Source organism: Novosphingobium sp. 17-62-19, from assembly GCF_002256775.1.
Lineage (GTDB): Bacteria > Pseudomonadota > Alphaproteobacteria > Sphingomonadales > Sphingomonadaceae > Novosphingobium.
Genome location: NZ_NCII01000039.1, coordinates 1 through 25,197 on the forward strand (window position 1 = coordinate 1; position 25,197 = coordinate 25,197).

Genomic DNA, 25,197 nt, shown 5'->3' on the forward strand with positions numbered 1-25,197 from the left:
ATCGCCATGGTGCTGGGCATTCTGACCGGATACCTGCTCAACACCAGCTATCCGCAGGGCGATGCCAAGCTGGCCGAGATTGCGGACATGCTGAAGCTGTTGCCCGACATCTTCCTGCATCTGATCAAGATGATCATCGCGCCGCTGATCCTGGCTACGCTGGTGACGGGGATTGCGGGCATGGGCGATTCTGCGGCGCTGGGGCGCATCGGGGGGCGGGCGCTGGCGTGGTTCATTACCGCCAGCCTGATTTCGATCAGCCTTGGCCTGTTGCTGGTGAACCTGTTCAAGCCCGGTGTGGGGCTGGAGTTTACCTCTGCGGGGCCGGTGGGCGATCTGGCGACGGCGGACTTTACGCTGCGCCACTTTGTGCTGGAGATTTTCCCGACCAGCGCGCTGGACGCGATGGCGACGAACAACGTGCTGCAGATCCTCGTCTTCTCGCTGTTTGCGGGCGTGGCGCTTTCGGCCATTGGCGAGGCGGGTGCGCCGATCGTGCGCGGGGCCGAGGCTTTGGCCCACCTGATGCTGCAGATCACCGATTACGTGATGCGCTTTGCCCCGTTTGCGGTGTTCGGGGCGCTGGCATCGGTCATCGCCACGCGCGGATTGGGCATCGTGGTGACCTATGGCGTGTTCGTTTCGGAGTTCTACTTCGGGCTGCTGCTGCTGTGGGTGATCCTGTTCGGGCTTGGCGGGATTTTCCTGAAAGGCCGCGTGTTCACATTGGCGCGCTATATCCGTGAGCCGCTGTTGCTGGCGTTTTCCACGGCGAGTTCGGAAAGCGCGCTGCCCAAGCTGTTCGAGCAGCTGGACCGGTTTGGCGTGCCGCGCCGCATATCGGGCTTTGTGCTGCCGCTGGGCTACAGCTTCAACCTTGACGGGTCGATGATGTACACCAGCTTTGCCACGATCTTTATCGCGCAGGCCTATGGCATCGAGCTTTCCATCGGGCAGCAGATTGCGATGCTGCTGACGCTGATGGTTACGTCGAAAGGCATTGCGGGCGTGCCGCGGGCGAGCCTTGTGGTGATTGCGGCGACGCTGACGCAGTTCGGCCTGCCGCTGGAGGGCATTGCGCTGTTGCTGGGCGTGGATACCTTCCTCGACATGGGGCGCACGGCGACGAACGTGGTGGGCAATGCGGTGGCGACATCGGTGATCACCAAGTGGGAAGGGATGCTGCAACCGCCGATGGACCCGGATGCGGAGCCGCCCCATGCGCCAGCGCATACGGCAGCGGATGGCCGGGCGGGGCTGAACCTTGATCCGGTGAATTTCGAGAATTGAGGGCGCAAGGGGGCGGTCCTGCCCGTGGTTTTACTGCCCCAAGGCAGGGCTGTTCGCAGCCATGAAAGCTTGGCAGAGAGCCAGATGACGTTAGATTGCACCGCCGGGACGGAGCCGATTTTGGCCCAGGGCAAGGAAAGAGGAGGGAGCCATGCTCTGGCATAGTGACCGACGATTGACGCTGCGATGGGCCAAAAGCGGCCCGCCGCAAGCGGTTGCGTCAGGAAGCCTCTCGGACCGCGTCACGTTGCTTGGACGGGCAACCAGCCCGCCCTGCACAACGCTCCTTGCCGAGAAGCTTCCTGACGCAATCCCGGTTGTGCAATCTAACGTCATCTGGCTCTAGCGGCGCGCGATGAACAGCGCATTTGCCTCGGCCCTGGCCATGACCGTGATTGTGGCGGTGCGCTATCTGCTGACCAGCGGGCTGTTTGCCTGGGCCACGCACAAGGTGCGGCCGGGGCACTATCGCGGGCTGGAAAAGCAGATCCGGTCTGAAATCGCATGGAGCCTTGCCACGGCGGCGATCTATGGCGTGCCGGCGGGCGTGGTGGCGTGGGGCTGGCAGCAGCATGGCTGGACGCGGATTTACAGCGATCCCCTGGCCCTTCCGCTGTGGTGGATGCCGGTTTCGCTGCTGCTCTATCTGATCATCCACGACACATGGTTTTACTGGACGCACCGCTGGATGCACCGTCCGGCGGTGTTCAAGGCGGTTCATGCGATCCACCATGCGAGCCGCCCGCCGACGGCGTGGGCGGCGATGAACTTTCACCCGGTTGAGGCGGCGGTGGTTTCGTTGCTGATCCCGGCGCTGGTGTTTGTGATCCCGATTCACGTGGGGATGCTGGGCCTTGTCCTGCTGATCATGACGGTGATGGGCGTGACCAACCACATGGGGTGGGAGATGTTCCCTCGCTGGATGGTTCAGGCAGGAGCAGGGAACTGGCTGATAACGGCCAGCCATCATAACCGTCACCACGAACTCTACCGCTGCAACTATGGCCTCTATTTCCGTTTCTGGGACCGGGTCTGCGGCACTGACAAGGGACTGTCTGCCCCATGAAACGCGCTCTTTTTCTGGCTCCGCTATTGCTTACTGCCAATGCCCCTGCGCCGACCACGATCACGGTCGATATTGCAGGGCTGCGCAATGCCAAGGGCACGGTCTGGCTGTGCATGAGCAGCAATCCGAAGCTGTTTCCCGAAGGATGCGACAAAGACCCGAACCGGCGGTCTGTTTCGATCAAGGCCAGCGATCCGGGCACGCTGGTGATCCGCGATGTGAAGCCGGGCCGCTATGCCATCGTGCTGTTGCATGACGAGAACGGGAACAGGAAGATGGACAAGACGCTGTTCCTGCCGAAGGAAGGCTTTGGCTTTTCGCGCGATGCCCCGGTCAAGATGTCTGCCCCGAAGTTTGAGGCTGCGGCATTTGACGTGACCGGCGCGCCGATGCGGATGAAGATGAAGGTTCGCTACCTGTAGTGCCAATCCAGCAAGCAACGTCTGCCCCCGGAAGCGCGCTGGCGCCATTTCAGTACCCGGCGTTCCGCGCGATCTGGACCGCCAACCTGTTTTCGAACATCGGATCGATGATCCAGTCGGTCGGCGCTGCCTGGCTGATGACCGAGCTGACCACCAGCCACGTTCTGGTGGCGCTGGTGCAGGCGTCGGCCACGATCCCGATCCTGCTGCTGGGCGTGTTTGCGGGCGCGATTGCCGACAACTTTGACCGGCGGCGCGTGATGCTGGCGGCGCAGAGCGGGATGCTGATCGTTTCGGCAGTGCTGGCGGGGCTTTCGTTCACCGGCAACATCGGGCCTTATTCGCTGCTGGCGCTGACCTTGATGGTGGGCATGGGCACCGCGCTGAATGGGCCGGCGTGGCAGGCTTCGGTGCGGTTGCAGGTGGGGCCGAAGGATTTGCCGCAGGCGATTTCGCTCAACGCCATATCGTTCAATCTGGCGCGCAGTGTTGGCCCGGCGCTGGGCGGCATTCTCATTTCACTGTGGAGCACGAGCATCGCGTTTGGGCTGAATGCGGTGAGCTATATCGGGATGATTGCGGTGCTGGCGATGTGGCGGCCGGAATCGCTGATCCCGGTGCGCGAGCCGATGCTGGCGGCGATTGGCAGGGGATTGCGCTTTTGCGCAGGGTCTTCGCCCATCCGCAAAGTGCTGATGCGGGGCCTGATGCTCGGATTTGGCGCGGCGGGGTTGCAGGCGCTGATGCCGAGTATTGCGCGCGACATGCTGGATGGCACCGAACTGGATTATGGCCTGATGCTGGGGGGATTCGGCATCGGATCGATCCTGACCGCCATCGGCATATCCAAGGTGCGGCGGCGGTTTGGCAGCGAACCGGTGGTGACGGCGGCAACGCTGATCTTCATTGCGGCGCAGCTGGTGATGGCATCGGCCAACAGCATTCCGATGGCGATCGCCGCCGCGTTTCTTGGCGGCATGGGCTGGGCCTGTGCGATGACCAGCCTGAATGTGGCCATGCAATTGCGCAGCCCCGAAGACATTCTGGGGCGGTGCCTTTCGATCTATCAAGCCATCACGTTTGGCGGCATGGCGCTGGGTGCGTGGGCGTGGGGGACGGTTGCGGATATTGCCAGCCTGCCGACCGCACTGCACGCTGCCGCGTTGTGGCTGGCCGCTTCGCTTGCCATGCACTTTATCGCGCCGATGCCCACGCGTGAAGAAGGGCGTCTTGATGCTGTACCGGAGAGCAAACCTTGACTGATTCCCGCCCGCTTCGCTCTGTCCTCTATATGCCTGCCAGCAATGCCCGCGCGATGGCCAAGGCCCGCACGTTGGATTGCGATGCGGTGGCGCTCGATCTGGAAGATGCCGTTGCGCCCGAGGCGAAAGCCGATGCGCGTACCGCGCTGGTGGCCGAGGCGCAGGCCGGTGGCTTTGGCCATCGCCGCCTGATTGCACGGATCAATGGGCTGGCAACACCGTGGGGGCATGACGACCTGACAGCGCTCGCCGCTGCGCCGGTGGAAGCGGTGCTGGCCCCCAAGGTGGACGATGCGGCAGATGTCGAGGCGCTTTCTGCGGCGATGGATGCCGCCGGATTTGCGCCCGAAGTTGCGCTGTGGGTGATGATTGAAACGCCGCGCGCGGTGCTGGCGCTGGAACGGATCGCGGCTTGCGGGGCAACCACGCGGTTGCGCGGCTTCGTGCTGGGGCTAAACGATCTGGCCAAGGACAGCGGCATTGCCCAGTTGCCGGGCCGTGCGGCGTTCATGCCGGTGCTAACGATGGCGGTGCTGGCGGCGCGGGCCAACGGGCTGCTGATCCTGGACGGGGTATGCAACGCGATTGAGGATCAGGCGCGGCTTGAGGCGGAATGCGTGCAGGCGCGTGATTCGGGGTTTGATGGAAAGACGCTGATTCATCCCGCGCAACTTGACCTCTGCAACCGCGTGTTTGCGCCTTCGGCGGAGGACATCGCCGAAGCGGAGGGAATTGTCGCAGCCTTTGCTGATCCGGCAAATGCAGGCAAAGGAGCGTTGAGAATAAACGGAAAAATGGTGGAACTGCTGCACCTGGCGCAGGCAAAACAGCTTCTGGCCAAGGCCGAGGCCATAGCCAAACGTTAACGCGCCGGAAGTCCTGTTGGCGCAACTTAAGCACTTCTTCACAAAGTTGCGCCAGACCGGTTCCCGAACAAAGGGGACCAGGTGGGTTTGATGGATACTTTGCGCGATTTCGACCGGGACAGCAGCGTCGAGGCCGACTTCGACCTTGCTGGCTACGAAGATGGTACTGGCTACGACGACGATGTGGCCAGCGATCCCCCGCCACAGGTCGTGGGCCAGGACGAGCGCCGGATGCAGGTGCGCGCCTACAACTATTGGGCGAGCCTGCTGGGTCAGCATTCCTTCCCGTTGGCGACGACTTTGCTGGATGGTCAGTACCCGGACTTTGCAGACAATCTGGTACTGCTGCATTTCGACGATGGCATCGAAGATCCGGCGGTCACGTTCGTAGGCGCGAAGTTGGCTGAAGAATGTGGCACGGCAAGTTCCATTGAACGGCTGAGCCATGTGCCAGGCCGCTCGCTACTTTCGCGCATTACCGATCATTATATGCAGATTATCGCCAATCAGGCGCCGATTGGCTTTGAAGCGGAATTCGTCAACCAGCATAGCCGCACGATCCTCTATCGCGGCATCCTGCTGCCGTTCTCGTCGGATGGCACGGCCATTGATTACATCATGGGTGCGATCAACTGGAAGGAACTGGCGGATCAGGCGACGACCGACGAGTTGTTGCTGGAAATCGGACAGGCGCTGGATACCGCGCCGGTCAAGAAACAGCCGCGCCGCCCCTTGATTGAGGCGGGCGATGCTTGGGCTGATGGTCCGGTGGCCCTTGATCTTGGTGCGTTTCCTGAACCTTCGTTCGGGCTGGATGATGACATCCTGCCGCTTCCGGTGAAGGCTGTTGAGCCAGAACCCGAAGCGCTGGCAGACTGGCTGGCCTCTGCGCGTGAACTGGCGCTCGCTGCCAATTCTAGCGAGGACCGCACACGCGCCACGCTCTATGCCGCCATCGGCCGGGCGTGGGACTTTGCGCTGGCGGCACTGGCTGAACCGGAAGACTTTGCCGAACTGCTGGAGGATGCAGGCCTGACGATGCAGGACCGTGCGCCGATGACTCCGGTGGTCAAGCTGGTGTTCGGTGCGGATTATGACAAGACGCGCCTGACCGAATATGCTGCGGCGCTGACCCATGCGCAGCGGGTGGGCATCGGCAAGGGCGCGCTTGCCGCCTATCTTTCCGATGCACCGGGTGGGTTGAAAGGTGTGGTCAACACCGAACGTCGCCTGCGCCGCGAAGAAGCGGGCAAGGCGCTGGCCAAACGCGGTCCCGAAGCACTGGCCGAATCGTTGCGCGCGCTGACCCCGCACAAGGTTGCTGACATCGCTCCGCCCGCAGGCGAAGAGTTCGCGCTGGTCATGGTGCGGCGTCTGGAGAACGGGGAAATCGTTGCGCTGGGTGAAGTGGCCGGTGATGCCGCCCTGTTTGAAAAAGCCGCGCGCCACCTGATCGGATAGACGACTTTCCCGGCGCGCTTTGCCCTGCTAGCCCATGCCGCATGGCAGGGACGGCAAAGGGCAAACGGCGCATGGGTTGGATCGGCTGGACGGTGCTGGGCCTCGTCCTGCTTGGCGCAGTGGGCGTCTACACCTTTCGCCGTGCGCTGGAAAACAACGCCGTGGCGGTGCTGGACAGTGCAGACAAGCTGCTGAACGGCGGCGATGGTGCAATGCGGCAGGTCGCCGATCTGCGTTATGGCAATGACCCGGCGCAGAAGCTGGAAATGTTTGTGCCGCAGGGTGCAACGGGCAGTTTGCCGGTGTTGGTGTTTGTCCACGGCGGTAGCTGGGCCGGGGGCGATCCGCATGACTACCGCTTCATCGCGCGCACGTTCTGCGCAAAAGGCTATGCCGTGGTGCTGGCGGGTTATCGGCTTTATCCAAGGGCGCGCTTCCCGGCGATGGTGCAGGATGGAGCTGCGGCGGTGCGGTGGGTGCATGACAATGCCGCAAAGCTGGGCGGCGATCCTGCGCGCGTGGCATTGATGGGCCATTCCGCCGGGGCCTACAACGTCGCCATGCTCACGCTAGATCCGCAGTGGCTGCGGGCGGTCGGCCTTGATGACACGGCGATCCGGGGCACTGTGGCGCTGGCTGGCCCATTCGATTTTCTGCCGCTTGATAGTGACGCCACGATAAACGCGTTCGGCAATGCGCCCGACCCGTTGAAGACGCAGCCGGTCAACTTCGTGCGCAAGGATGCGCCACCGATGCTGCTGGTCACGGGCGATGCCGATACCCGCGTCAAACCACGCAATTCAAAGCGGCTGGCGCAACTGCTGACTCAGGCGGGCGCGCCCAATCAGCCGGTGCTGATTGAAGGCGTGACTCACGAAAAAATCATCATGATGTTTGCACAGCCCTTTGCCCGCGATAGCCGTGCGATTGATGCGGTGGTGCCGTTTCTGGACCGGGTGACCGCGCCTTCAGTTGCGGTTCAGGCGGCAGGGGGATAGTCCCGCAGTCGTGAGCCGTATTATCTCCCGCGTTCTGGCCTTCATTGCCGTGCTGTCGCTGTGCGTGCAGGGCGCTGCCGCGCAATCGGTGCTGCGCGATGCCGAGACGGAGGCGATGTTCCGCGAGGCGTCGGCCCCGATCTTCAAGGCGGCAGGGTTCAATCCCGATGCCATCGATCTCGTGCTGCTCAATGATGGCTCGATCAATGCTTTCGTGGCGGGCGGACAGGCGATCTATATTCATTCGGGCCTGATCGGCGCGGCAGACAGCGTCAACGAACTGCAAGGCGTGATCGCGCACGAACTTGGCCATATCACCGGCGGCCACATCATCCGCTTTGACGAGGGGCTTAAGCCTGCCACCGGCATCACGGTGCTGTCTTTGCTGCTGGGCGGCCTTGCTGCTGCTGCTGGATCGGCGGATGCAGCGATGGGCGTGTTCATGGCCGGACAGCAGGCGGCGATGGGCAAGTTTCTGGCCTTCAGCCGCGCGCAGGAATCGTCTGCTGACGCGGCGGGAGCGGATTTCCTGTCAAAGGCGGGTATTTCCGGTCGCGGTTCGATCGAGTTCTTCAAGAAGCTGCAGAATCAGGAATATCGCTATGGCTATAGTGCCAGCAGCAATCCCGATGCGGAGTTCTACCGCACCCACCCGATGACGTCTGACCGCCTTTCGACGTTGCAGGATTCCTACTCGCGCGATCCAGCGTGGAACACACCGCCGCCAGCATCGCTGCAAGCGCGCTTCTTGCGGGTGAAGGCCAAGCTTTATGGCTATTTGGCCGATCCGCAGGACACGCTGCGCGCCTATCCTGAATATCTGACCGACGTGCCCGCGCGCTATGCCCGCGCTTATGCGTTCCACAAGGAAGCCTTTGTCGACAAGGCGTTGGCGGAAACGAAATCGCTGATCGCCAGTGATCCTGAGAACCCATATTTCCTTGAGCTTGAAGGCCAGATTCTGCTTGAATCCGGGCGCCCTGCCGATGCGCTTGGCCCGTTGCGCCGGGCGACGGCGCTGACCGGAAATTCACCGCTGATCGCCACTACGTTCGGTCATGCGCTGATCGCTACCGAGGACAAGGACAACTTTGCCGAGGCGGAAAAGGTGCTGCGCGCTTCGGTGGTGCGCGACCGGGAGAATCCTTTTACGTGGTACCAGCTTGGCGTGGTCTATGAAGCGAAGGGCGATATTCCGCGCGCACGCCTTGCCAGCGCAGAGCAGCAACTGATGAACATGCAACTGGGCAATGCCGTGCGCAGCGCCGAAGCGGCTGAGGCCGCGCTGCCCAAGGGCACGCCTGACTGGCTGCGGGCGCAGGATATTGCGATGTCCGCCCGCGCAATGATGGAACGCCAGCGCAAATCGCGCTAGGCCTTGCATCATGACGGAAACCGCCCCCCGCCGCTTTGGCCTGTTCGCCGCAACTGCCGCCGTGTTTGCCCTTGCGGGCGTGGGCGGAGGGTGGTGGTATGCCAACCAGCGCTCAGCGGTGCCAGCCAGTGATGACGCACAGCTGGAAGCCTCGCTCGCCAGTGCCGGGATCAGCGGCAAGGAGCGGGCTGCGATTGAAGGGCTGGTGCGTGCCTACATCCTCGAACACCCCGAAGTTTTACCCGAAGCGATGGAGCGCCTGCAGGCGCGCGAGGCTGAGGCCCGCATCGCCCCGATGCGCGGCACATTGGAAACGCCTTTTCCCGGTGCGGTCCTCGGCAACCCGAACGGCAAGGTAACTCTCGTCGAATTCACAGACTTCGCGTGCGGATATTGTCGGCAGAGCGTGAAGGCGCTCGAAACGCTTGTCGCCAGGAACCCGGACTTGCGCGTGGTTGTGCGCGAACTGCCGATCATCGCGCCTGAAAGCGCGCCTGCCGCGCGCATGGCGCTCGCCGCCGCAGCCCAGGGCAAATATCCCGCCTATCACAAGGCCATGTTCGAAGGCGCACGGCCATCCGACGCCAGCATTGCCGCCGCCGCCGGGGCGGCCGGGCTTGATCTGGCTTCTGCCAATGCCTTTGCCGCGCGGCCCGACGTTGAGGACGAGCTGAAGCGCAATCTCGAAATGGCGCGCCAGCTGGGCATCAACGGCACGCCCGCGTGGATCATTGGCGGGCGCATTGTCCACGGCGCAGTCCCGCCCGAAGAGCTGCAATCTGCCATCGATCAGGCGCGCAAGGGCTGAGGGTAGCCTAGGCCGCTGCAACAGGTTACAACCTTCCCCATGGCAGCCTTGCCGTTCAGACCCACGCCGTTCTTCGGCAACAAGAACCGCGCTTTCTGGCGCCTGCAGTTCCTTGGCTGGGGCGGGGCGATGCTGCTGCGTGCGATGTCGTCTATCGCCAATGCGCAGCCATGGTCGTTCCTCGTCATCGTGGTCATCGCCACGATCACCGGCTTTTCGATCTCGCTGCTCCTCTCGGTGATCTATCGCGCGCTGATCAACCGGCGGCCGCTGGTCACATGGGGCATAACTGCGCTGTCGCTTTCCGCAGCGGTGGGTCTCTATGCCTTCATCGATTCGTGGGTCATCAGCCTCTATCGTCAGGGCAGTGATGCCAGCTTCGCGCAGCTGTTTCTGGGTGTGTTCTACCTCGATCTCACACTGCTGATTTCGTGGACGGGCCTGTATTACGCCATCAACTTCTTCCTGCAGGTGGAAGAGCAGAACGATCAACTGATGCGGCTGGAGGCGCAGGCGACCAGCGCCCAGTTGGCCATGTTGCGTTATCAGCTCAACCCGCATTTTCTGTTCAACACGCTGAACTCGATTTCCACGCTTGTGCTGCTCAAGCAGACTGAACCGGCCAACGCGATGCTCTCGCGCCTGTCTTCGTTCCTGCGATACACCTTGGTCAATGAGCCGACCGCGAGGGTCACCGTCGCGCAGGAAATCGAGACGCTCAAGCTCTACCTCGATATCGAACGTATGCGCTTTGAAGAGCGGCTGCGGACCGAATTTCGCATCGACGATGCTGTGCGCAATGCGCTGATGCCCTCGCTCCTGCTGCAGCCACTGGTTGAAAATGCAATCAAGTACGCTGTCGGCCCGCTGGAATATGGCGCTGAAATCACGATTGAGGCGCAACTCGTCGGCCCGATGCTGCGGGTCACCGTGTCGGACACCGGGCCGGGCTTGCCAGCAGGCACCGATCCTTCAACGGTATTGGGCGTGAGCAGCGACAGCACCGGCATAGGTCTTGCCAACATCCGCGACCGTTTGGCGCAGGCCTATGGTGAGAATCAGCGTTTCGACATTTCTGACCGCCCGGAAGGCGGCTTTCAGGTCGTGCTGGAATTGCCGTTCGAGGCCAAGCCGGGTGCGCCTGCGGCAATCCCGGTGCGCAAGCCCGTGGGAGTTGGCGCATGATTTCGGGAACCGACTGCCGTCTGCACCGTCCTGCCATCAGTATATCCCCAACAGGGAACCGTCACGGGGGCGCAACGTGATGCACAAAGGATTCGCATGACCATCCGCACCATCCTCGTCGATGACGAGAAACTGGCCATTCAGGGCCTCCAGCTCCGCCTTCAGGCCTTCCCCGATGTCGAGGTGATCGACACCTGTTCGAACGGGCGGGAGGCGATCCGCAAGATCAAGACGGAAAAGCCCGATCTGGTGTTCTGCGACATCCAGATGCCCGGATTTGACGGGTTTTCCGTGGTGAAAGGCGTGATGGAGATTGATCCACCGCTGTTCGTTTTCGTCACCGCCTATTCCGAACACGCGATCAAAGCGTTCGAGGCCAATGCTGTCGATTACCTGCTCAAGCCGGTCGAGGAAGACCGTCTTGCCGACGCGCTTGACCGTGCCCGCACCCGCATTTCGGAAAAGCGCGGACGCGAAGAAGCCGACAAGCTGAAGTCGGTGCTGGCAGAAGTCGCGCCGGGTTCCATGCCCGAGATTGAGGACGAGGGCGAACTGGTTGCCGGTCGCTTTGAAAAGCTCATCAACATCAAGGATCGCGGCAAGATTTTCCGCGTGGATGTGGACACGATTGAGCGCATCGAGGCTGCGGGTGATTACATGTGCATCTACACCGGCGACAATTCGCTGATCCTGCGCGAAACGATGAAAGACCTTGAGCGCCGCCTTGATCCGCGCGTGTTCCAGCGGGTCCACCGCTCGAAGATCGTCAACCTCGATCAGGTGCGGCAGGTGAAGCCGCATACCAACGGGGAATGCTTCCTCGTGCTGGATTCGGGTGCGGAAGTGAAGGTTTCACGTTCCTATCGTGATGTGGTGGCGCGTTTCGTCCACTGACACTTTTCTCGACACAAACGACGGGGGTGGTATTGGGCTGCACATGAGCAGCTTCTCCATCCCCGGCTTCGATCTGGAAGCCTTCGTCGCCGCCACGCTTGCCGAGGATCTGGGCGAAGGCCTTCCCGGTGGCGGGCTTGACGTTACCTGCGAAAGTGTGATCCCGGCAGACGCACGCTTTACCGGGGTTATGGACAGCCGCGATGCGATCACGGTTTGCGGGCTGCCCATTGCGGCTGCGTTTTTCCGCGCGCTTGATCCTGCTATGACCATCGAAATTCTGGTTGAGGAAGGCGCGCGCGTCGCTCCCGGTTCGGATCTGATGCGGCTGGAGGGTAACGCCCGTGCGATGCTCACCGCAGAACGCAGCGCACTCAACACTGTGCAGCACCTTTCTGGCGTGGCTACGCTGACACGGCAGTATGTAGATGCCATGGGCGAGACCACGGCTCGCCTGCTTGATACCCGCAAGACCATCCCCGGCCTGCGTCACTTGGAAAAGTACGCGGTGCGCACGGGCGGCGGGACCAACCACCGCATGGGCCTGTGGGATGCGGCGATGATCAAGGACAACCATGTTCTCGTCGCGGGCGGCGTTGGAGAAGCGGTGCGCCGTGCGCTCTCTGCGGGCGTGAGGGACGTGATCTGCGAAGTGGACCGCATCGACCAGATCGAACCTGCGCTGGCCGCAGGCGCAACCCGCCTGCTGCTCGACAACATGGGGCCTGACCTGCTGCGACAGGCCGTGGCGCTGGTTGCAGGCCGGGTGCCGTGCGAGGCTTCGGGCGGGGTTCGGCTCGACACGATCGGGGCGATTGCGGCTTCGGGCGTGGATTACGTTTCGGTCGGTCGTCTGACGCAAAGCGCGCCCGCTGCCGACATCGGCCTAGACTTCACCCCGCTGGGCTGAGAGAAACCGTTCATGACCGACCCGTGCCCCATGACCATCCGCCTCTTCGAAGGCGGCGTGATCCTTAGCCAACTGATGCGCATCGCCAATGTCGCTGCAAACATGGGCGCGATGGCGATAGCGTTGGAAATCAGCACGCTTCAGGTGATGATCGGGCCGTTCGCCAATGCACTTGTAGCAATCGGCCTCGCACTCGTTGTGTCACGCGGGCGCCAACCTATTGCGCGCTGGTTCCTTTCGGTGATCATCGCACTTGATGTGATCGGCATTGGCGGCATCCCGGTGGTGGCCACGATGATCGGTATGCCATTCGCGATAGTCTCGGCGCTGGCGATTCTGCTGATGCTGGCAGCAGGCGTGCTGATGTGGCTGCCTGCCTCCAGCGCTTGGTTGAAGCAGAGCAAGGCGGACTGACCGGAATGCGCCGCTTGCTCACTTTCCTCGCTCTGATCCTTGCCACACCTGCGATTGCGCAGGGCTGGCAATGCGAAGTGCCGCAACAGATCAGCGTGCCTGCCCTGCCCGAACCGGACGCACCGCCGCGCGTAACGCCGATAACCGGCTATACCCTTGCCGCCAGCTGGTCGCCCGAGTTCTGCCGCACCCGCAAGGCCGATCCGCGCCACGCAACGCAATGTTCGGGCAAGCAGGGGCGCTTCGGCTTCGTGCTGCACGGACTTTGGCCCGATGGGCGGAACGGCAAATACCCGCAATACTGCCCATCGCGCCGCCTGCCCGATGCGCAGACCTTGCGCCGCAATTTCTGCACCACGCCCTCTGCCGATCTGATGATGCACGAATGGGCCAAACATGGCACGTGCATGAGCGCTGATCCCGCTGCCTATTTCGACAAAGGCCGCGCGCTGTTTCAGACGCTGCAATTCCCCGACATGGCGCGCCTTTCACGCACTGAGGGGCTGAATGCAGGCAAGGTGCGACAGGCAATGGCGCTTGCCAATCCGCGCCTTAAGCCGGACATGTTCCGTCTGCTGGTCGGCCGCAACGGCTGGCTGCGCGAAGTTCACGTGTGCTATTCGCGTGCGTTCAAGCCGATGCGCTGCCCTACCGGCAGTGGCCCAGCCAATACGGTGCCGGTCAAGATCTGGCGATCATTCTGACAGCTGGCGCGACTAGTTCGTCTCGCGTGCTAGCCTGTCGGCCAGTTCGGCGATTTCCGATGGATCAAGCAGCCACGTGCGTGTTGCCCGGCCCTCACGGTGGATCGGCTTGGTCAGCAACACCCGCGCGTTGTCACGTGCGTGAGGCTTGTACAGACCGTAGTGCAGTGCGCAGTCACGGATCGTGCCGATAATCGGCGCGCGGCCTTCAAGGTCGATCATCGTGGCAGGTTGATCCCACGGGATTTCGTCAGTGAAAGCCAAAGTCAGACGTCCAGATTGGCCACGTTGAGTGCGTTTTCCTGAATGAACTCGCGGCGCGGCTCCACGATGTCGCCCATCAGGCGCGTGAAGATTTCGTCGGTCACGTCAGCGTCCTCGACCTTCACTTGCAACAGCGAGCGGATGTCGGGGTTCAGCGTGGTTTCCCACAACTGGTCCGCGTTCATCTCACCCAAGCCCTTGTAGCGCTGGATTGAGAGGCCTTTGCGGCCGCCTGCGAACACGGCATCGAGCAGTTCGGATGGACGCGTGATCGCATCCTTGACCTTGGCCGCGGGCGCTGCGGGGGCTTCTTCCTCGCCGTCAGCGACAACTGCCGGTTCTGGTTCGGGGGCGGCGGTGCTGGCGCGAACCAGACGGGCCATTCCAGCATAAACGTCGGCGTTTTCCGCCGCGAGCTTGGCCATCTTGCGTGCCTCGGCGCTCATCAGGAAGCCGGCTTCGATCATGTGGTGATCGGTTACGCCGCGCCACACGCGTTTTACATGGTAGCCGCCTTCTTCCGATACTTCCACGCTCCAGCGTGCTTCGAGATCGCCCCGGCCCAGCCAGTCCGCTGCGCGGGCCAGCGCTGCATCGCGCGTGGCGGCGGGCATTGCCTGTTCGAGTGAGCCGGACAGCGCCAGCGCTTCGATGATCGTGGGGTTATAGCGGCGCGTTACAAAGCCCATCAGGCTGCGCAGGCGCAGCGCATGTTCGACCAGCGCTTCAAGATCAGGTCCGCTGCGCGCACCGCCAGAGGTTTCCAGCACGCGGCCAGCAAGCCCGGCTTCAACCAGATAGCGGTCAAGCGCGGCATTGTCCTTGAGATAGACTTCGCTGCGGCCCTTGGCGACCTTGTAGAGCGGGGGCTGGGCGATGAAGAGGTGACCGGCCTTGATGATTTCGGGCATCTGGCGGTGGAAGAACGTGAGCAGCAGCGTGCGGATGTGCGCGCCGTCAACGTCGGCGTCGGTCATGATCACGATCTTGTGATAGCGCAGCTTTTCGATGTTGAATTCATCGCGCAGGCCGGTGCCCATCGCCTGAATCAGCGTGCCGACTTCCTTGGACGAAATGATCCGGTCAAACCGCGCGCGCTCCACGTTGAGGATCTTGCCCTTTAGCGGCAGGATCGCCTGCGTCTTGCGATCACGCCCCTGCTTGGCGCTGCCACCTGCGGAGTCACCCTCGACCAAGAACAGTTCGCACTTTGCGGGATCGCGTTCCTGACAATCGGCGAGTTTGCCGGGGAGCGAGGCAATGTCCATCGCGCCCTTGCGCCGGGTCAGTTCACGCGCGCGCTTGGCTGCTTCGCGCGCGGCAGCGGCATCGATCACCTTCTGGATGATCGATTTGGCGTGGCCGGGGTTTTCTTCCAGCCATTCCGACATCTTGTCAGCCATCAGGCTTTCGAGTGGCTGGCGCACTTCGGAGGAGACCAGCTTGTCCTTGGTCTGCGAGGAGAACTTGGGGTCAGGCAGCTTGACCGAAACGATGGCGGTGAGCCCTTCGCGCATGTCATCGCCAGTCAGCGACACCTTTTCCTTCTTCAGCATCCCTGAGCGTTCGGCATAGCCGTTCAGCGTGCGGGTGAGCGCGGCGCGGAACGCGGCCAGGTGCGTGCCACCATCGCGCTGCGGGATATTGTTGGTGAAGCACAGCACGTTTTCGTAGTAGCTGTCGTTCCATTCCAGCGCGACTTCGATGCCCACGCCATCGCGTTCGGCCGAAATCGCCACCGGTTCCGGCATCAGCGCCGCCTTGTTGCGATCAAGATACTTCACGAACGCGGCAATCCCGCCTTCGTAATAGAGATCATGCTCCTTGACCTCTTCATGGCGCTTGTCACGCAGCAGGATGCGCACGCCCGAATTGAGGAAGGCCAGTTCGCGGTAGCGGTGCTCCAGCTTGTCGAAATCGAATTCGAGCACGTTCTTGAACGTTTCGGTGCTGGCGACGAAAGTTACGCGGGTGCCCTTCTTGACGCCGCCCTTGCCGTTGTCGGGCGCGGGGCCGCGCACGATCAGCGGCGACACGGCATCACCGTGGGCGAACTTCATCCAGTGTTCTTTGCCATCGCGCCAGATCGTCAGTTCCAGCCATTCGGACAGGGCGTTGACCACCGAGACGCCCACGCCGTGCAGACCGCCCGAAACCTTGTAGGCATTGTCGTCAGACGTGTTCTCGAACTTTCCGCCAGCGTGGAGCTGGGTCATGATCACTTCGGCGGCGGAAACGCCTTCTTCGGCATGGATGCCGGTGGGAATGCCGCGCCCGTTGTCTTCAACCGAAACCGAGCCGTCGGCGTTGAGTTCGATCAGCACAAGATCGCAGTGCCCGGCCAGCGCTTCGTCAATCGCGTTGTCCGAAACTTCGAACACCATGTGGTGCAGGCCCGATCCATCATCGGTATCGCCGATGTACATGCCAGGGCGCTTTCGCACTGCATCGAGTCCCTTCAGGACCTTGATGGAATCGGCGCCATATTCGTTGGCGTTGGGGATGTTTTCATTCGTACTGGCCATCGTCTGCACATAGTCACGAAAGGGCAAAAACCCAAGCGAATCCGGCCTGTTTTACACAGGACGCAGCGCATCCCGCTCCACGATGGATGAAAGGTGGAAACGCCCACTTTCCAACGCGCTGCAACTCTGCTGAATTACCTGTCAATAACGGCGATGTGCCGGACAATTCAGGGGACACGGATGATGCGCAGAATGCTTCTGGCGGCGCTTGCTGCCACACAGATCGGGTCGGTCGCGCAGGCGGCGGAACAGCCCCTCAGCCCGGAGGTTGCAGCGTTCCGTGATCTCTACAAGGAACTGGTGGAGACGAACACGACGGTCAGCAACGGCAGCTGCACCGAAGCGGCTGCAAAGATGGCCGTGCGGCTGAAGGCAGCGGGCCTGCCCGACAGCCAGATCGTGCCTTTTGCAGTGCCCGAACACCCGAAGGATGGCGGGCTGGTGGCGATGATCCCCGGCACGTCGAAGGCGCTCAAGCCGATGCTGCTGATCGCGCACATCGACGTGGTCGAAGCCAAGCGTGAAGACTGGACCCGCGATCCGTTCACGCTGATCGAGGAAGACGGCTATTTCTACGGGCGCGGCACGGTGGACGACAAGGCGCAAGCCGCGATCTGGACCGACATTTTCGTGCGCTTTGCCAAGCAGGAGTACAAGCCCAAGCGCACGATCAAGCTGGCGCTGACCTGCGGCGAGGAAACATCGGGCGCGTTCAACGGCGCTGAATGGCTGGCGAACAACCGTAAGGATCTGATCGATGCTGCCTTTGCGCTGAACGAAGGCGGCGGCGGGCGCACCAATGGCACGCCGGTTTCCAAGGGCGGCAAGGTTGAAGTGCAGACGCTGCAGATCGGGGAAAAGGCGTATCAGGACTTCACCCTGACGGCCACAAACCCCGGCGGGCACAGCTCGCAGCCCGTGCGCGAGAATGCAATTTACGAGCTTTCCGAAGCACTGCTGAAAATCCGGGAGTTCGAATTCCCGGTCGAGTTCAGCGACACCACGCGCGCGTTCTTCACCCGTGCGGGCGCGGCGCGTGGGGGGGAGGCGGGCAAGGCCATGCTCGCCATCGTGGCCAATCCCGCAGACAGCGCGGCGTTGGCTGTTCTGCGCAAGGACAAGATGCTCAATTCGATGCTGCACACAAGTTGTGTTGCTACTCTGGTCGATGCGGGTCACGCGCTGAACGCCTTGCCGCAACGGGCCGAAGCCAACGTGAACTGCCGCATGTTTCCCGGACGGACGACTGAGGAAACGCAGGCCATTCTTGAAAAGGTCGTAGCCAACCCTGCGCTGAAGCTGGTGCCCAAGGTTTTGGGCAAACCGATTGCGGTGGTGCCACCGATGGACCCGGCCATTGTCGGCCCGATTGAAAAGCTGGCGGCAAAACACTTCCCCGGCGTCTTGGTGCTGCCCACGATGCTCACTGGCGCGACCGATGCGGTCTATCTCAAGGGCATTCCCACCTACGGCGTACCTGGTGCCTGGCTTGATCCCGATGGCAATGGCATTCACGGTCTGAATGAGCGGATCGAAGTGCAATCGCTTTACAAGGCGCGCGAATATCTGACCGATCTGGTCAAGGCGCTGGCTGGCTGAACTGCATGGCAATGGGGGCAGTCTGTGGAAAGTGTAGCCTGCTCCCCCTTGACGGGAGACTCGCAGGGGTGTTTCTTGCGGTCATGCGTAACACAGCGGTCACGAGGCTAAGCCATGACTGCCCCTGCGGAGGCGATCCCGCCCTCGTTTTCAGGGACCGGTGCAGGACGTGCTTCACAAGGCGCTGATTGATCGGGCGGCTTCGGCCAGGCCCCACAGCGGCGATCAAGCCGCGATAAACGACGTTTTGCAAAACGACCGGCACCTATCGAACTGCCCCGCGCTGGTCCTCAACGCCGATTACACCCCGCTCAGTTATTACCCTCTCAGCCTGTGGCCGTGGCAGACCGCGATCAAGGCCGTGTTCCTTGAGCGCGTGGACATTATCGATACTTATGATCGCGAGGTTCACAGCGCCAGTTTCGGGATGAAGCTGCCTTCGGTCATTGCGCTGCGCCAGTACGTGCGCCCCAGCGAATATCCGGCATTCACCCGATTCAATCTGTTTCTGCGCGACAGCTTCAGTTGCCAATATTGCGGCACGCACGAGAACCTGACGTTCGACCACATCGTGCCGCGCCGTTTGGGCGGGCGCACGTCTTGGGAGAACGTGGCGGCTGCCTGTGCGCCGTGCAACTTGCGCAAGGGCGGACGGACACCGGAACAGGCAAGGATGCGCCTGATGAACCGCGCGATCCGGCCTACAACGTGGCAGTTGCAGGAACGCGGGCGCGCATTTCCGCCCAACTATCTGCACGAAACGTGGCGGGATTGGCTTTACTGGGATGTCGAACTGGAGAGTTGAAGCTTCGATAAGCTCAGCATGAGCGGTTGAAGTGTAAAGTTCCGTTCGTCCTGAGCCTGTCGAAGGACGCCCGCGCTATGCCTTGCGTTCCAGCAGGGAGGCACCCTTCAGGAACAGCAGCAGCACCATCACGGTGACGCCTGACGCAATCAGCAGCGGCATCGCAGGCAGTTGGAATGCTGCATCTGGCCCGCTGAACCGCTCCAGCGCTTGGGCATAGACCGGCGGGCCGATGATCGCGGCGATGCTGCCGATGGATTGCACCGCGCCCTGCAATTCGCCTTGGCTGCGCGCATCCACGGCGCGGCTGTTGAACGCAAGGATGGGCGATTGCACGAAGCCTTGCAGTGAGCCTACCGCAATCGCCACATAGATTTGCCACGTTTCAACGGCGAGCATGTAGAGCACTGCCGAGGCGCAGACTCCGCCAACGCCCAGCATCACCGCGCGCCGCTCACCCAGCACAGGCAGCAGCAGCCGCAAGCCCACGCCTTGCACCAGTGCGCTGCCAAGCCCGACCATCGCCAATGCCAGTCCCACTTGCGCGGTGGTAAAGCCATAGGCCGCAATCGCGAAATAGGGCCAGACCGCAGGATAAACGATGTGTGCCAGTTGCCACATGCCCAGCGCCGCCACGAACCACAGCACCGTCGGGCTTTGGCCCTTCAGCGCCTGCAACGCTGCAAAGGCATTGGCCCGCCTCCACAAGAAGGGCCTGCGGTTTTCTGGGACCAGTGATTCCTGAAGAAAGAAATACCCGAATGCCGCGTTGGCAAGTGCCAGTCCCGCCGCTGTATAGAAGGGCAGGCGCGCATCGACCGATCCCAGCAATCCACCAAGCGCCGGGCCGACAACAAAACCGATACCGAAGGCCAGCCCCATCGTTCCAAAGGCGGCGGCGCGCTTTTCCGGCGGGGTGACATCGGCGATATAGGCATAGGCGGCTGAAAAGCTCGCCCCGGTAATGCCCGCCAGCAAGCGTCCAATGATAAGCCAACCGAAATTGGGCGCGACGGCTTGCAGCAGGTAGTTGAGGCCCAGCATCAACACTGCTGCCAGCAGCACTGGCCTGCGTCCGAACCGGTCTGACAGGTTGCCAATCACGGGCGCAAATACGAACTGCATCACCGCATAGCCCGCGCCCAGCCATCCAGCATAGCCTGCTGCCGTGCCGATATCGACGCGGGTCAGGTCCATGATCAGCCCCGGCAGCACCGGCGAAACGATGCCAAAGCCGAGCATGTCGATCAGCACGATCGCGAAGACGATTCCGAAGGAAGTGCGGCCCCGCTGCATGGGCGATCAGCGCCGCGAGAGCGCCGCTTCGCTTTCGGCCATCAATTGCGCGATGATGTCGGCCACCGGCTCTTCCTTGTTGACCATGCCGACCGATTGCCCCGCCATGACCGAACCACGCTCCACATCGCCATCGATCACTGCTCGACGCAATGCACCTGCCCAGAAATGCTCGATCTCAAGCTGGGCTTCGCCCATGTCGATCAGCCCTTCATCGAGCCGCTTGGCGACTTCGACCTGCTTGGCGGTGAATTCCTCGGTGCCCTTGTTCTTCAGCGCGCGCACTGGAATGACAGGCAGGCGTGGATCGACCTGCACCGATGCAATCGCATCGCGCGCATTGCCCCGGAAGAACGCTGCCTTGAACGCCGGATGCGCGATGGATTCGGTGGCGCAGGCAAAGCGGGTGCCCAGTTGCACACCCGAAGCACCCATTTCGAGGTAGCTGGCAATCATCTCGCCCCGGCCGATGCCGCCCGCCACGAATACTACATGGTCTTCGGCGAGTGCAGGCAGGAATTCCTGCGCAAGGACCGATGTGGAAACCGGGCCGATGTGGCCACCGGCCTCCGATCCTTCGATTACCAGAGCATCCGCGCCAGAGCGCAGCAGCTTCTTCGCCAGCGCCAGCGTGGGGGCAAAGACGAGCACCTTGGCGCCGAACTCCTTGATCGCCTCGACGCTACCCTTGGGAGGAATACCGCCTGCCAGCACCACATGCCCAACTTTGTGTTTGGCGCAAACCGCGATCAGATCAAACAACATCGGGTGCATCGTGATGAGGTTCACGCCAAAGGGCTTGTCCGTCAGCGCCTTGGTTGCCGCAATTTCGGCATCCAGCAGTTCAGGCGTCATCGCCCCGCAAGCAATGACGCCAAAGCCGCCCGCGTTGCTGATGGCAGACACCAGATTGCGTTCAGACACCCAGCTCATCGCGCCACACAGGATGGCATGTTCGGTTCCTAGGAACTCCGCGCCGCGACGCATCATGGCAGAAGTCTTGGGGCTGGAAGTCATAGAAGTCGGTTCCCGTCCGGAAATTTCGCCGCGCTTTAGGGCCGGTTCGTGTCGGCAACAAGGCATGACTTGCGCCTTGATAGCCTTGAGCGATCACTGTGTCCGCTTTAACTCGTTTTACCAATCAGCGACCCAGCACTATTCCGATCACAGGCAGCCGGAAACGCAGTCACTGAAAGCACTTACAACACCCGGGGCCGAAATGCTCAATCTCCCCCCTCATCGGGCAGGTTCCGGGTCGCACCCCGCCTTTCGGTTCAGGATCGGACCGGGAGGCGGGGTTTTGCTTTGGCCTGCGGGAAGGTTACCGTAGGGCCGTGTCATGAGCGATCCTTCACCCACCCGCACATGGACAGGCCAGACCCTTGGCCGCGCCGCATTGGCCGACCTTGCCAGTCAAGGCCCGCACCACCTGATCGATTGCGATCTGGACGAGGTGGACTGGTCTAAGCTCGATCTGTCAGGCTGGACGTTTGAGCGCTGCACTTTGCGCCACGCAGACTTCACTGGCGCGAAGCTGGGGGGCACACAGTGGCGCGGGTGCAAGGGTCCGTTTGCCAATTTCACCGGGGCAGACTTTGGTGAGGCGCAGATTTCTGCCTGCGATTTCAACAATGCCGCCTTTCGCCGCGCCAACATTGCATCAACCCGTTTCACATCTACGCGGTTGACTGGTGCTGACTTCCACTTGGCCAAAGGCATGGGCTTTGTGTTTGATGAAGTGTTGCTCGTCGGCGCGCGGCTGCCCGGCCTGTCGTTTCGGAAAGAAGTGCTCAAGCGGCTCGATCTTGCGCAGGCTGACCTCAGCAAGTGTGATTTTCGCGGGGCGGTGCTGGAAGGCTGCTCTTTGCGTGAGGCCAATCTGGACGGCGCGCAATTCATGGGTGCGGACCTGCGCGGGGCTGATCTTGGCGGGCTGCAACTGGAAGATGCCCGCGTATTTCGCGGCGCGGTGATATCGCGCGAACAGGCCGAGCAATTGCTTTCGGGCTGGGGCTTGCTCATACGGTAGCAACAGCGAAGGGGGCGTGGACAAGATGCAAATGCAGCGCCTGATCTCGCGCACGGCTTGCGCTATTGCACTTGTCATCATCGCCTTGGCGCTGTGGCGGCTCTGGGCAAGCCTTGCGATCAACAGCTTCTGGCAGGATGAGTTGTTCTCGATGAACCTGGCGCGGATGCCTGCGTTCGGGCCGATGCTGACGCTGGCGGCGTGGGACACGCATCCACCCACGTTTTATGCGCTGCTGTGGGGCTGGACGCACTTGTTCGGTCTTGGCGAGGTGGTGTCTCGGCTCTTGCCTGCGCTCTGCTCAGTGGGCCTGATCGTCGCACTGGTTCTGCTCCCGCGCCGCGAAATTGCGCTTCTGCCGCGCCTTTTCGTGGCCATGATGGTGGTTACAAGCCGCTTCTGGTTCGAACATGCGGGCGAAGTGCGCTCCTATGCCCTTGCCGCCTTGCTGCTGGCGCTCGCCGCGCTTGCTTCTTCGCGGCTGGTGGCTGAAATGTCAGCGCAAAGGCTGCCCCGTTGGCGGGCCGTGTTTTTTCTTGCGACTACGTTTGCTGCCGCCACACACCTGTTTGCGCTCTATGCAGCGGCGTTGCTGTGCGTCGCGCTTATTGTGGTCCGGCCCGATCATTGGCGGATTGCCCTTGCAGCGCTGGCGGGGACGACGCTGGCGGGCGGCGCCTATCTCGCGCAAGTGCTGTTGTTCCACGATTTCGGCTCGTCCGGCCTGCTCTTCGATCCGCAACCGGGCTTTTTGCGCACCCATGTCCTGATCGGGCTGCGCTCGGCGGGATTGCCCATGCTGCTCGGCCCGACCCTGTTGGCGGCGTGCGCGGCAATCGTGCTGGCCCTGCGCCGGGGTTTTGCTGATGCAGAAGACCGGCAGACCTTGCTTCACGACGCAGCGCTGCTGGCGGGGCCGATCATGGTGGTGCTGGCAGGCCTGTTTGTGACACTGATCGTGCCAAGCCTCAACTATCGCGGGCCGCAAGTTGGGCTGGTACTGGGCTGGTGCGGGTTGATTGGGCTGATGGACCGCGCGTTGCGTGCCTTCCCGCGCCTTGGTCAGGTTGTATCACTAGCTGCCGTGGCGCTCACCGCCGGATGGTTGTTGACCTGGCAGGGCTTGCGTCCACTCCCCGCCCGCGCTGATTTTCGCGGCCTTGCCGATTTTCTTGCCAGCCATTCAGGTTGCCGCGGCGCGGTGATTCCCGTGCTGCGCGATGTACCTGCTGCGGACAAGATCGATCTTGCCACGGGTGAGGGCGTGCGCGTGATGCTGCAGGAGCGTTTCGGCTACTACGATCCGCAAGCTGGCCATCGCTTCATCGCCTTCCCTCTCGTCGCCGGTCGATATGCCGATACGTTTGCCCCGCGCGCACTTATCGTTCCACGGATAAAAGGAAGCGATCCCTGCCCGGTCCTTGCCGTCACCGCCGATGTGCGCGGGCATTCCCCGGCAAAGCTGGAAGCTGCGCTGCGCGATGCCATCGCCGCCAATGGCGGTAATCCCGCGCGGCTCGAAGCACGTTGGTTTGTCTGGTACGCTGATGCGCGGCCCGACCAACCCATCCGCCAGCTAGCCGCCTTCACGCTTGAGCGGCCCTGAACGCAAAAAGCCCCGGCTCTTCAGCCGGGGCTTTCAATGCGGGAGACGGAAATGCGGCTTATTCGCTGTCCAACTCATAGGCGGTGTGCAGCACGCGGACAGCCAGTTCGGTCTCATCCTCGTCAATCAGCACGGAAACCTTGATCTCGCTGGTGGTGATGGCCTGGATGTTGATGCCGCGATCAGCAAGAGCGCGGAACATCGTGGCAGCAACGCCTGCGTGGCTGCGCATACCCACACCCACCACGGTGATCTTGGCAACCTTGCTGTTGGCCAGCATCCGGTAGTAACCGATCGTATCCTTGCGCTCTTCGAGCAGCGCCTGCGTGCGGGCGAGGTCGGAGATTGGCACGGTAAACGTCACGTCGGTCTCGCCACGATCCTTGGCGATGTTCTGGATAATCATGTCGACGTTGATGTTGGCAGCAGCCAATGGCCCGAAGATCGCGGCAACCGCGCCGGGGCGGTCGGCGATGCGCGTCAGGGTGATCTTGGCTTCGTTTTTGTCGGCAGCGATGCCGGTGATCAGCTGGCGTTCCATATCAAGTCCTTCAAGTTCCTCGTCGGAAACGATCATAGTACCGGGAATCGTGTCGGCGGCGGGCGCATCGTCATCGATGAATGAGGACAGCACCTGCACGCGCACGCTTTCTTTCATGGCAAGGCTGACCGAGCGGGTCTGCAAAACTTTCGAACCGACCGAGGCCAGTTCGAGCATTTCCTCGTAAGTCACGTTCTTCAGCTTGCGCGCCTTGGCCACGATGCGCGGGTCGGTGGTGTAGACGCCGTCGACATCGGTGTAGATGTCGCAGCGATCAGCCTTCACCGCCGCTGCCACGGCCACCGCCGAAGTGTCAGACCCGCCACGGCCCAGCGTGGTTACGCGACCAGTAGGGGCAACGCCCTGAAAGCCGGGGATCACGGCAATTTCGCCCGAAGCCATGCTGGCCATCAGGGCATCGGCATCGATGTCCTCGATGCGGGCCTTGGCGTGGGCATCGTCAGTCTTGATCGGCACCTGCCAGCCCAGCCACGAACGCGCCTTGCAGCCCAGCGCCTGCAAGTGCATCGCCAGAAGTCCCGACGTCACCTGCTCTCCACTTGCCACGACCACATCGTACTCGGCGGGATCGTAAAGCGGATTGGCTTCGCGGCAGAAGTTGACGAGGCGGTCGGTCTCTCCAGCCATGGCCGAAACGACTACCGCAACTTCATGCCCGGCTGCCTGCTGGCGCTGCACAATGCGCGCCACGCGGCGGATGCGCTCGGTTCCGGCCATCGAGGTGCCGCCGAATTTCATCACGATGCGGGCCAAGGTCTTGCTCCCAGCTTGGTCTACGAAAGAATCTTTCCCGCAAGGCCAGTGGACCATGCGGCGCGGGCGCTTTAGGGACGGGTTATGAGCAATGCAACCTCTG

General features: G+C 62.1%; 23 protein-coding genes. 18 read left to right on the forward strand and 5 right to left on the reverse strand.

Features of this window, described 5'->3' with window-relative positions:
* From B7X90_RS08970 to B7X90_RS09035, 14 genes are all read left to right on the forward strand, one after another.
* On the forward strand, positions 1-1,290 hold a 1,290-nt coding region (locus tag B7X90_RS08970; protein ID WP_292623703.1), incomplete at its 5' end, for a dicarboxylate/amino acid:cation symporter.
* A gap of 355 nt (positions 1,291-1,645) precedes the next feature.
* Positions 1,646-2,356: a sterol desaturase family protein gene (locus B7X90_RS08975; RefSeq protein WP_292623705.1), complete on the forward strand. Its 711-nt coding sequence runs from the start codon at positions 1,646-1,648 to the stop codon at positions 2,354-2,356.
* The gene (locus B7X90_RS08980; RefSeq protein WP_292623707.1) at positions 2,353-2,778 is read left to right on the forward strand and encodes a DUF2141 domain-containing protein; all 426 of its coding nucleotides are present in this window, start codon (positions 2,353-2,355) and stop codon (positions 2,776-2,778) included. The genes B7X90_RS08975 and B7X90_RS08980 overlap by 4 nt, the downstream gene beginning before the upstream one ends.
* The gene (locus B7X90_RS08985; protein WP_292623708.1) at positions 2,778-4,037 is read left to right on the forward strand and encodes an MFS transporter; all 1,260 of its coding nucleotides are present in this window, start codon (positions 2,778-2,780) and stop codon (positions 4,035-4,037) included. The genes B7X90_RS08980 and B7X90_RS08985 overlap by 1 nt, the downstream gene beginning before the upstream one ends.
* The gene (locus tag B7X90_RS08990) at positions 4,034-4,906 is read left to right on the forward strand and encodes a CoA ester lyase (RefSeq protein ID WP_292623710.1); all 873 of its coding nucleotides are present in this window, start codon (positions 4,034-4,036) and stop codon (positions 4,904-4,906) included. Before B7X90_RS08985 ends, B7X90_RS08990 begins: the two co-directional genes overlap by 4 nt.
* A 90-nt stretch (positions 4,907-4,996) precedes the next feature.
* A complete protein-coding gene (locus B7X90_RS08995) occupies positions 4,997-6,367 on the forward strand; it encodes a hypothetical protein (protein WP_292623730.1) in 1,371 nt (456 codons plus the stop codon).
* Between the two features lie 41 nt (positions 6,368-6,408).
* Positions 6,409-7,365, forward strand: coding sequence for an alpha/beta hydrolase (locus B7X90_RS09000; protein ID WP_292623712.1), 957 nt, complete (start codon positions 6,409-6,411; stop codon positions 7,363-7,365).
* A gap of 19 nt (positions 7,366-7,384) precedes the next feature.
* A complete protein-coding gene (locus B7X90_RS09005; protein WP_292623732.1) occupies positions 7,385-8,740 on the forward strand; it encodes a M48 family metalloprotease in 1,356 nt (451 codons plus the stop codon).
* 10 nt (positions 8,741-8,750) lie between these two features.
* A complete protein-coding gene (locus tag B7X90_RS09010) occupies positions 8,751-9,548 on the forward strand; it encodes a DsbA family protein (protein ID WP_292623713.1) in 798 nt (265 codons plus the stop codon).
* Positions 9,549-9,587: 39 nt separating this feature from the next.
* Positions 9,588-10,733 (forward strand): histidine kinase, encoded by a 1,146-nt coding sequence (locus B7X90_RS09015; protein ID WP_292623714.1) that lies wholly within the window; start codon positions 9,588-9,590, stop codon positions 10,731-10,733.
* A gap of 96 nt (positions 10,734-10,829) precedes the next feature.
* The gene (locus tag B7X90_RS09020) at positions 10,830-11,627 is read left to right on the forward strand and encodes a LytTR family DNA-binding domain-containing protein (protein WP_292623716.1); all 798 of its coding nucleotides are present in this window, start codon (positions 10,830-10,832) and stop codon (positions 11,625-11,627) included.
* A gap of 43 nt (positions 11,628-11,670) precedes the next feature.
* Positions 11,671-12,537, forward strand: coding sequence for a carboxylating nicotinate-nucleotide diphosphorylase (gene nadC, locus B7X90_RS09025; protein WP_292623718.1), 867 nt, complete (start codon positions 11,671-11,673; stop codon positions 12,535-12,537).
* 12 nt (positions 12,538-12,549) lie between these two features.
* Positions 12,550-12,951 (forward strand): hypothetical protein, encoded by a 402-nt coding sequence (locus B7X90_RS09030; RefSeq protein ID WP_292623719.1) that lies wholly within the window; start codon positions 12,550-12,552, stop codon positions 12,949-12,951.
* Positions 12,903-13,655, forward strand: coding sequence for a ribonuclease T2 (locus tag B7X90_RS09035; protein WP_292623721.1), 753 nt, complete (start codon positions 12,903-12,905; stop codon positions 13,653-13,655). The genes B7X90_RS09030 and B7X90_RS09035 overlap by 49 nt, the downstream gene beginning before the upstream one ends.
* Positions 13,656-13,667: 12 nt before the next feature.
* Here B7X90_RS09035 and B7X90_RS09040 read toward each other — a convergent pair whose 3' ends face one another.
* Both B7X90_RS09040 and gyrB read right to left on the reverse strand, forming a co-directional pair.
* Complete coding sequence (locus B7X90_RS09040; RefSeq protein ID WP_052242259.1) at positions 13,668-13,877, reverse strand: hypothetical protein; 210 nt, start codon at positions 13,875-13,877, stop codon at positions 13,668-13,670.
* Positions 13,878-13,921: 44 nt separating this feature from the next.
* Positions 13,922-16,444: a DNA topoisomerase (ATP-hydrolyzing) subunit B gene (gene gyrB, locus B7X90_RS09045; RefSeq protein WP_292623723.1), complete on the reverse strand. Its 2,523-nt coding sequence runs from the start codon at positions 16,442-16,444 to the stop codon at positions 13,922-13,924.
* A 183-nt stretch (positions 16,445-16,627) separates the two neighbouring features.
* On the opposite strand from gyrB, the gene B7X90_RS09050 reads away from it, so the two are divergent.
* Positions 16,628-18,043, forward strand: coding sequence for a M20/M25/M40 family metallo-hydrolase (locus B7X90_RS09050; protein WP_292623724.1), 1,416 nt, complete (start codon positions 16,628-16,630; stop codon positions 18,041-18,043).
* A gap of 247 nt (positions 18,044-18,290) precedes the next feature.
* The gene (locus B7X90_RS09055; RefSeq protein WP_292623738.1) at positions 18,291-18,848 is read left to right on the forward strand and encodes an HNH endonuclease; all 558 of its coding nucleotides are present in this window, start codon (positions 18,291-18,293) and stop codon (positions 18,846-18,848) included.
* 75 nt (positions 18,849-18,923) lie between these two features.
* Here the strand turns inward: B7X90_RS09055 and B7X90_RS09060 are convergent, their stop codons facing one another.
* Together B7X90_RS09060 and B7X90_RS09065 are read right to left on the reverse strand one after the other, a co-directional pair.
* Positions 18,924-20,144 carry an MFS transporter gene (locus B7X90_RS09060; protein ID WP_292623725.1) on the reverse strand — a complete coding sequence of 407 codons (1,221 nt, stop codon included), beginning with the start codon at positions 20,142-20,144 and terminating at the stop codon, positions 18,924-18,926.
* 6 nt (positions 20,145-20,150) lie between these two features.
* Positions 20,151-21,161 carry a nitronate monooxygenase gene (locus B7X90_RS09065; protein ID WP_292623726.1) on the reverse strand — a complete coding sequence of 337 codons (1,011 nt, stop codon included), beginning with the start codon at positions 21,159-21,161 and terminating at the stop codon, positions 20,151-20,153.
* Positions 21,162-21,483: 322 nt separating this feature from the next.
* Here B7X90_RS09065 and B7X90_RS09070 point away from each other — a divergent pair, with 322 nt between their 5' ends.
* Complete coding sequence (locus B7X90_RS09070; RefSeq protein ID WP_292623727.1) at positions 21,484-22,173, forward strand: pentapeptide repeat-containing protein; 690 nt, start codon at positions 21,484-21,486, stop codon at positions 22,171-22,173.
* A 16-nt stretch (positions 22,174-22,189) separates the two neighbouring features.
* Positions 22,190-23,779, forward strand: coding sequence for a hypothetical protein (locus tag B7X90_RS09075; RefSeq protein ID WP_292623729.1), 1,590 nt, complete (start codon positions 22,190-22,192; stop codon positions 23,777-23,779).
* Positions 23,780-23,837: 58 nt separating this feature from the next.
* Here the strand turns inward: B7X90_RS09075 and B7X90_RS09080 are convergent, their stop codons facing one another.
* Complete coding sequence (locus B7X90_RS09080) at positions 23,838-25,079, reverse strand: aspartate kinase (RefSeq protein WP_292623741.1); 1,242 nt, start codon at positions 25,077-25,079, stop codon at positions 23,838-23,840.
* Between the last annotated feature and the right edge of the window lie 118 nt (positions 25,080-25,197).

Excerpts from the sequence above, each read along its gene's own strand:
- B7X90_RS08975 (WP_292623705.1), top strand. The coding sequence starts at position 1,646 with ATGAACAGCGCATTTGCCTCGGCCCTGGCCATGACCGTGATTGTGGCG.
- B7X90_RS08980 (WP_292623707.1), top strand. The coding sequence starts at position 2,353 with ATGAAACGCGCTCTTTTTCTGGCTCCGCTATTGCTTACTGCCAATGCC.
- B7X90_RS08995 (WP_292623730.1), top strand. The coding sequence starts at position 4,997 with ATGGATACTTTGCGCGATTTCGACCGGGACAGCAGCGTCGAGGCCGAC.
- B7X90_RS09000 (WP_292623712.1), top strand. The coding sequence starts at position 6,409 with ATGGCAGGGACGGCAAAGGGCAAACGGCGCATGGGTTGGATCGGCTGG.
- B7X90_RS09010 (WP_292623713.1), top strand. The coding sequence starts at position 8,751 with ATGACGGAAACCGCCCCCCGCCGCTTTGGCCTGTTCGCCGCAACTGCC.
- B7X90_RS09015 (WP_292623714.1), top strand. The coding sequence starts at position 9,588 with ATGGCAGCCTTGCCGTTCAGACCCACGCCGTTCTTCGGCAACAAGAAC.
- B7X90_RS09020 (WP_292623716.1), top strand. The coding sequence starts at position 10,830 with ATGACCATCCGCACCATCCTCGTCGATGACGAGAAACTGGCCATTCAG.
- nadC (WP_292623718.1), top strand. The coding sequence starts at position 11,671 with ATGAGCAGCTTCTCCATCCCCGGCTTCGATCTGGAAGCCTTCGTCGCC.
- B7X90_RS09030 (WP_292623719.1), top strand. The coding sequence starts at position 12,550 with ATGACCGACCCGTGCCCCATGACCATCCGCCTCTTCGAAGGCGGCGTG.
- B7X90_RS09040 (WP_052242259.1), bottom strand. The coding sequence starts at position 13,877 with ATGATCGACCTTGAAGGCCGCGCGCCGATTATCGGCACGATCCGTGAC.
- gyrB (WP_292623723.1), bottom strand. The coding sequence starts at position 16,444 with ATGGCCAGTACGAATGAAAACATCCCCAACGCCAACGAATATGGCGCC.
- B7X90_RS09050 (WP_292623724.1), top strand. The coding sequence starts at position 16,628 with ATGCGCAGAATGCTTCTGGCGGCGCTTGCTGCCACACAGATCGGGTCG.
- B7X90_RS09060 (WP_292623725.1), bottom strand. The coding sequence starts at position 20,144 with ATGCAGCGGGGCCGCACTTCCTTCGGAATCGTCTTCGCGATCGTGCTG.
- B7X90_RS09065 (WP_292623726.1), bottom strand. The coding sequence starts at position 21,161 with ATGACTTCCAGCCCCAAGACTTCTGCCATGATGCGTCGCGGCGCGGAG.
- B7X90_RS09070 (WP_292623727.1), top strand. The coding sequence starts at position 21,484 with ATGAGCGATCCTTCACCCACCCGCACATGGACAGGCCAGACCCTTGGC.
- B7X90_RS09080 (WP_292623741.1), bottom strand. The coding sequence starts at position 25,079 with ATGAAATTCGGCGGCACCTCGATGGCCGGAACCGAGCGCATCCGCCGC.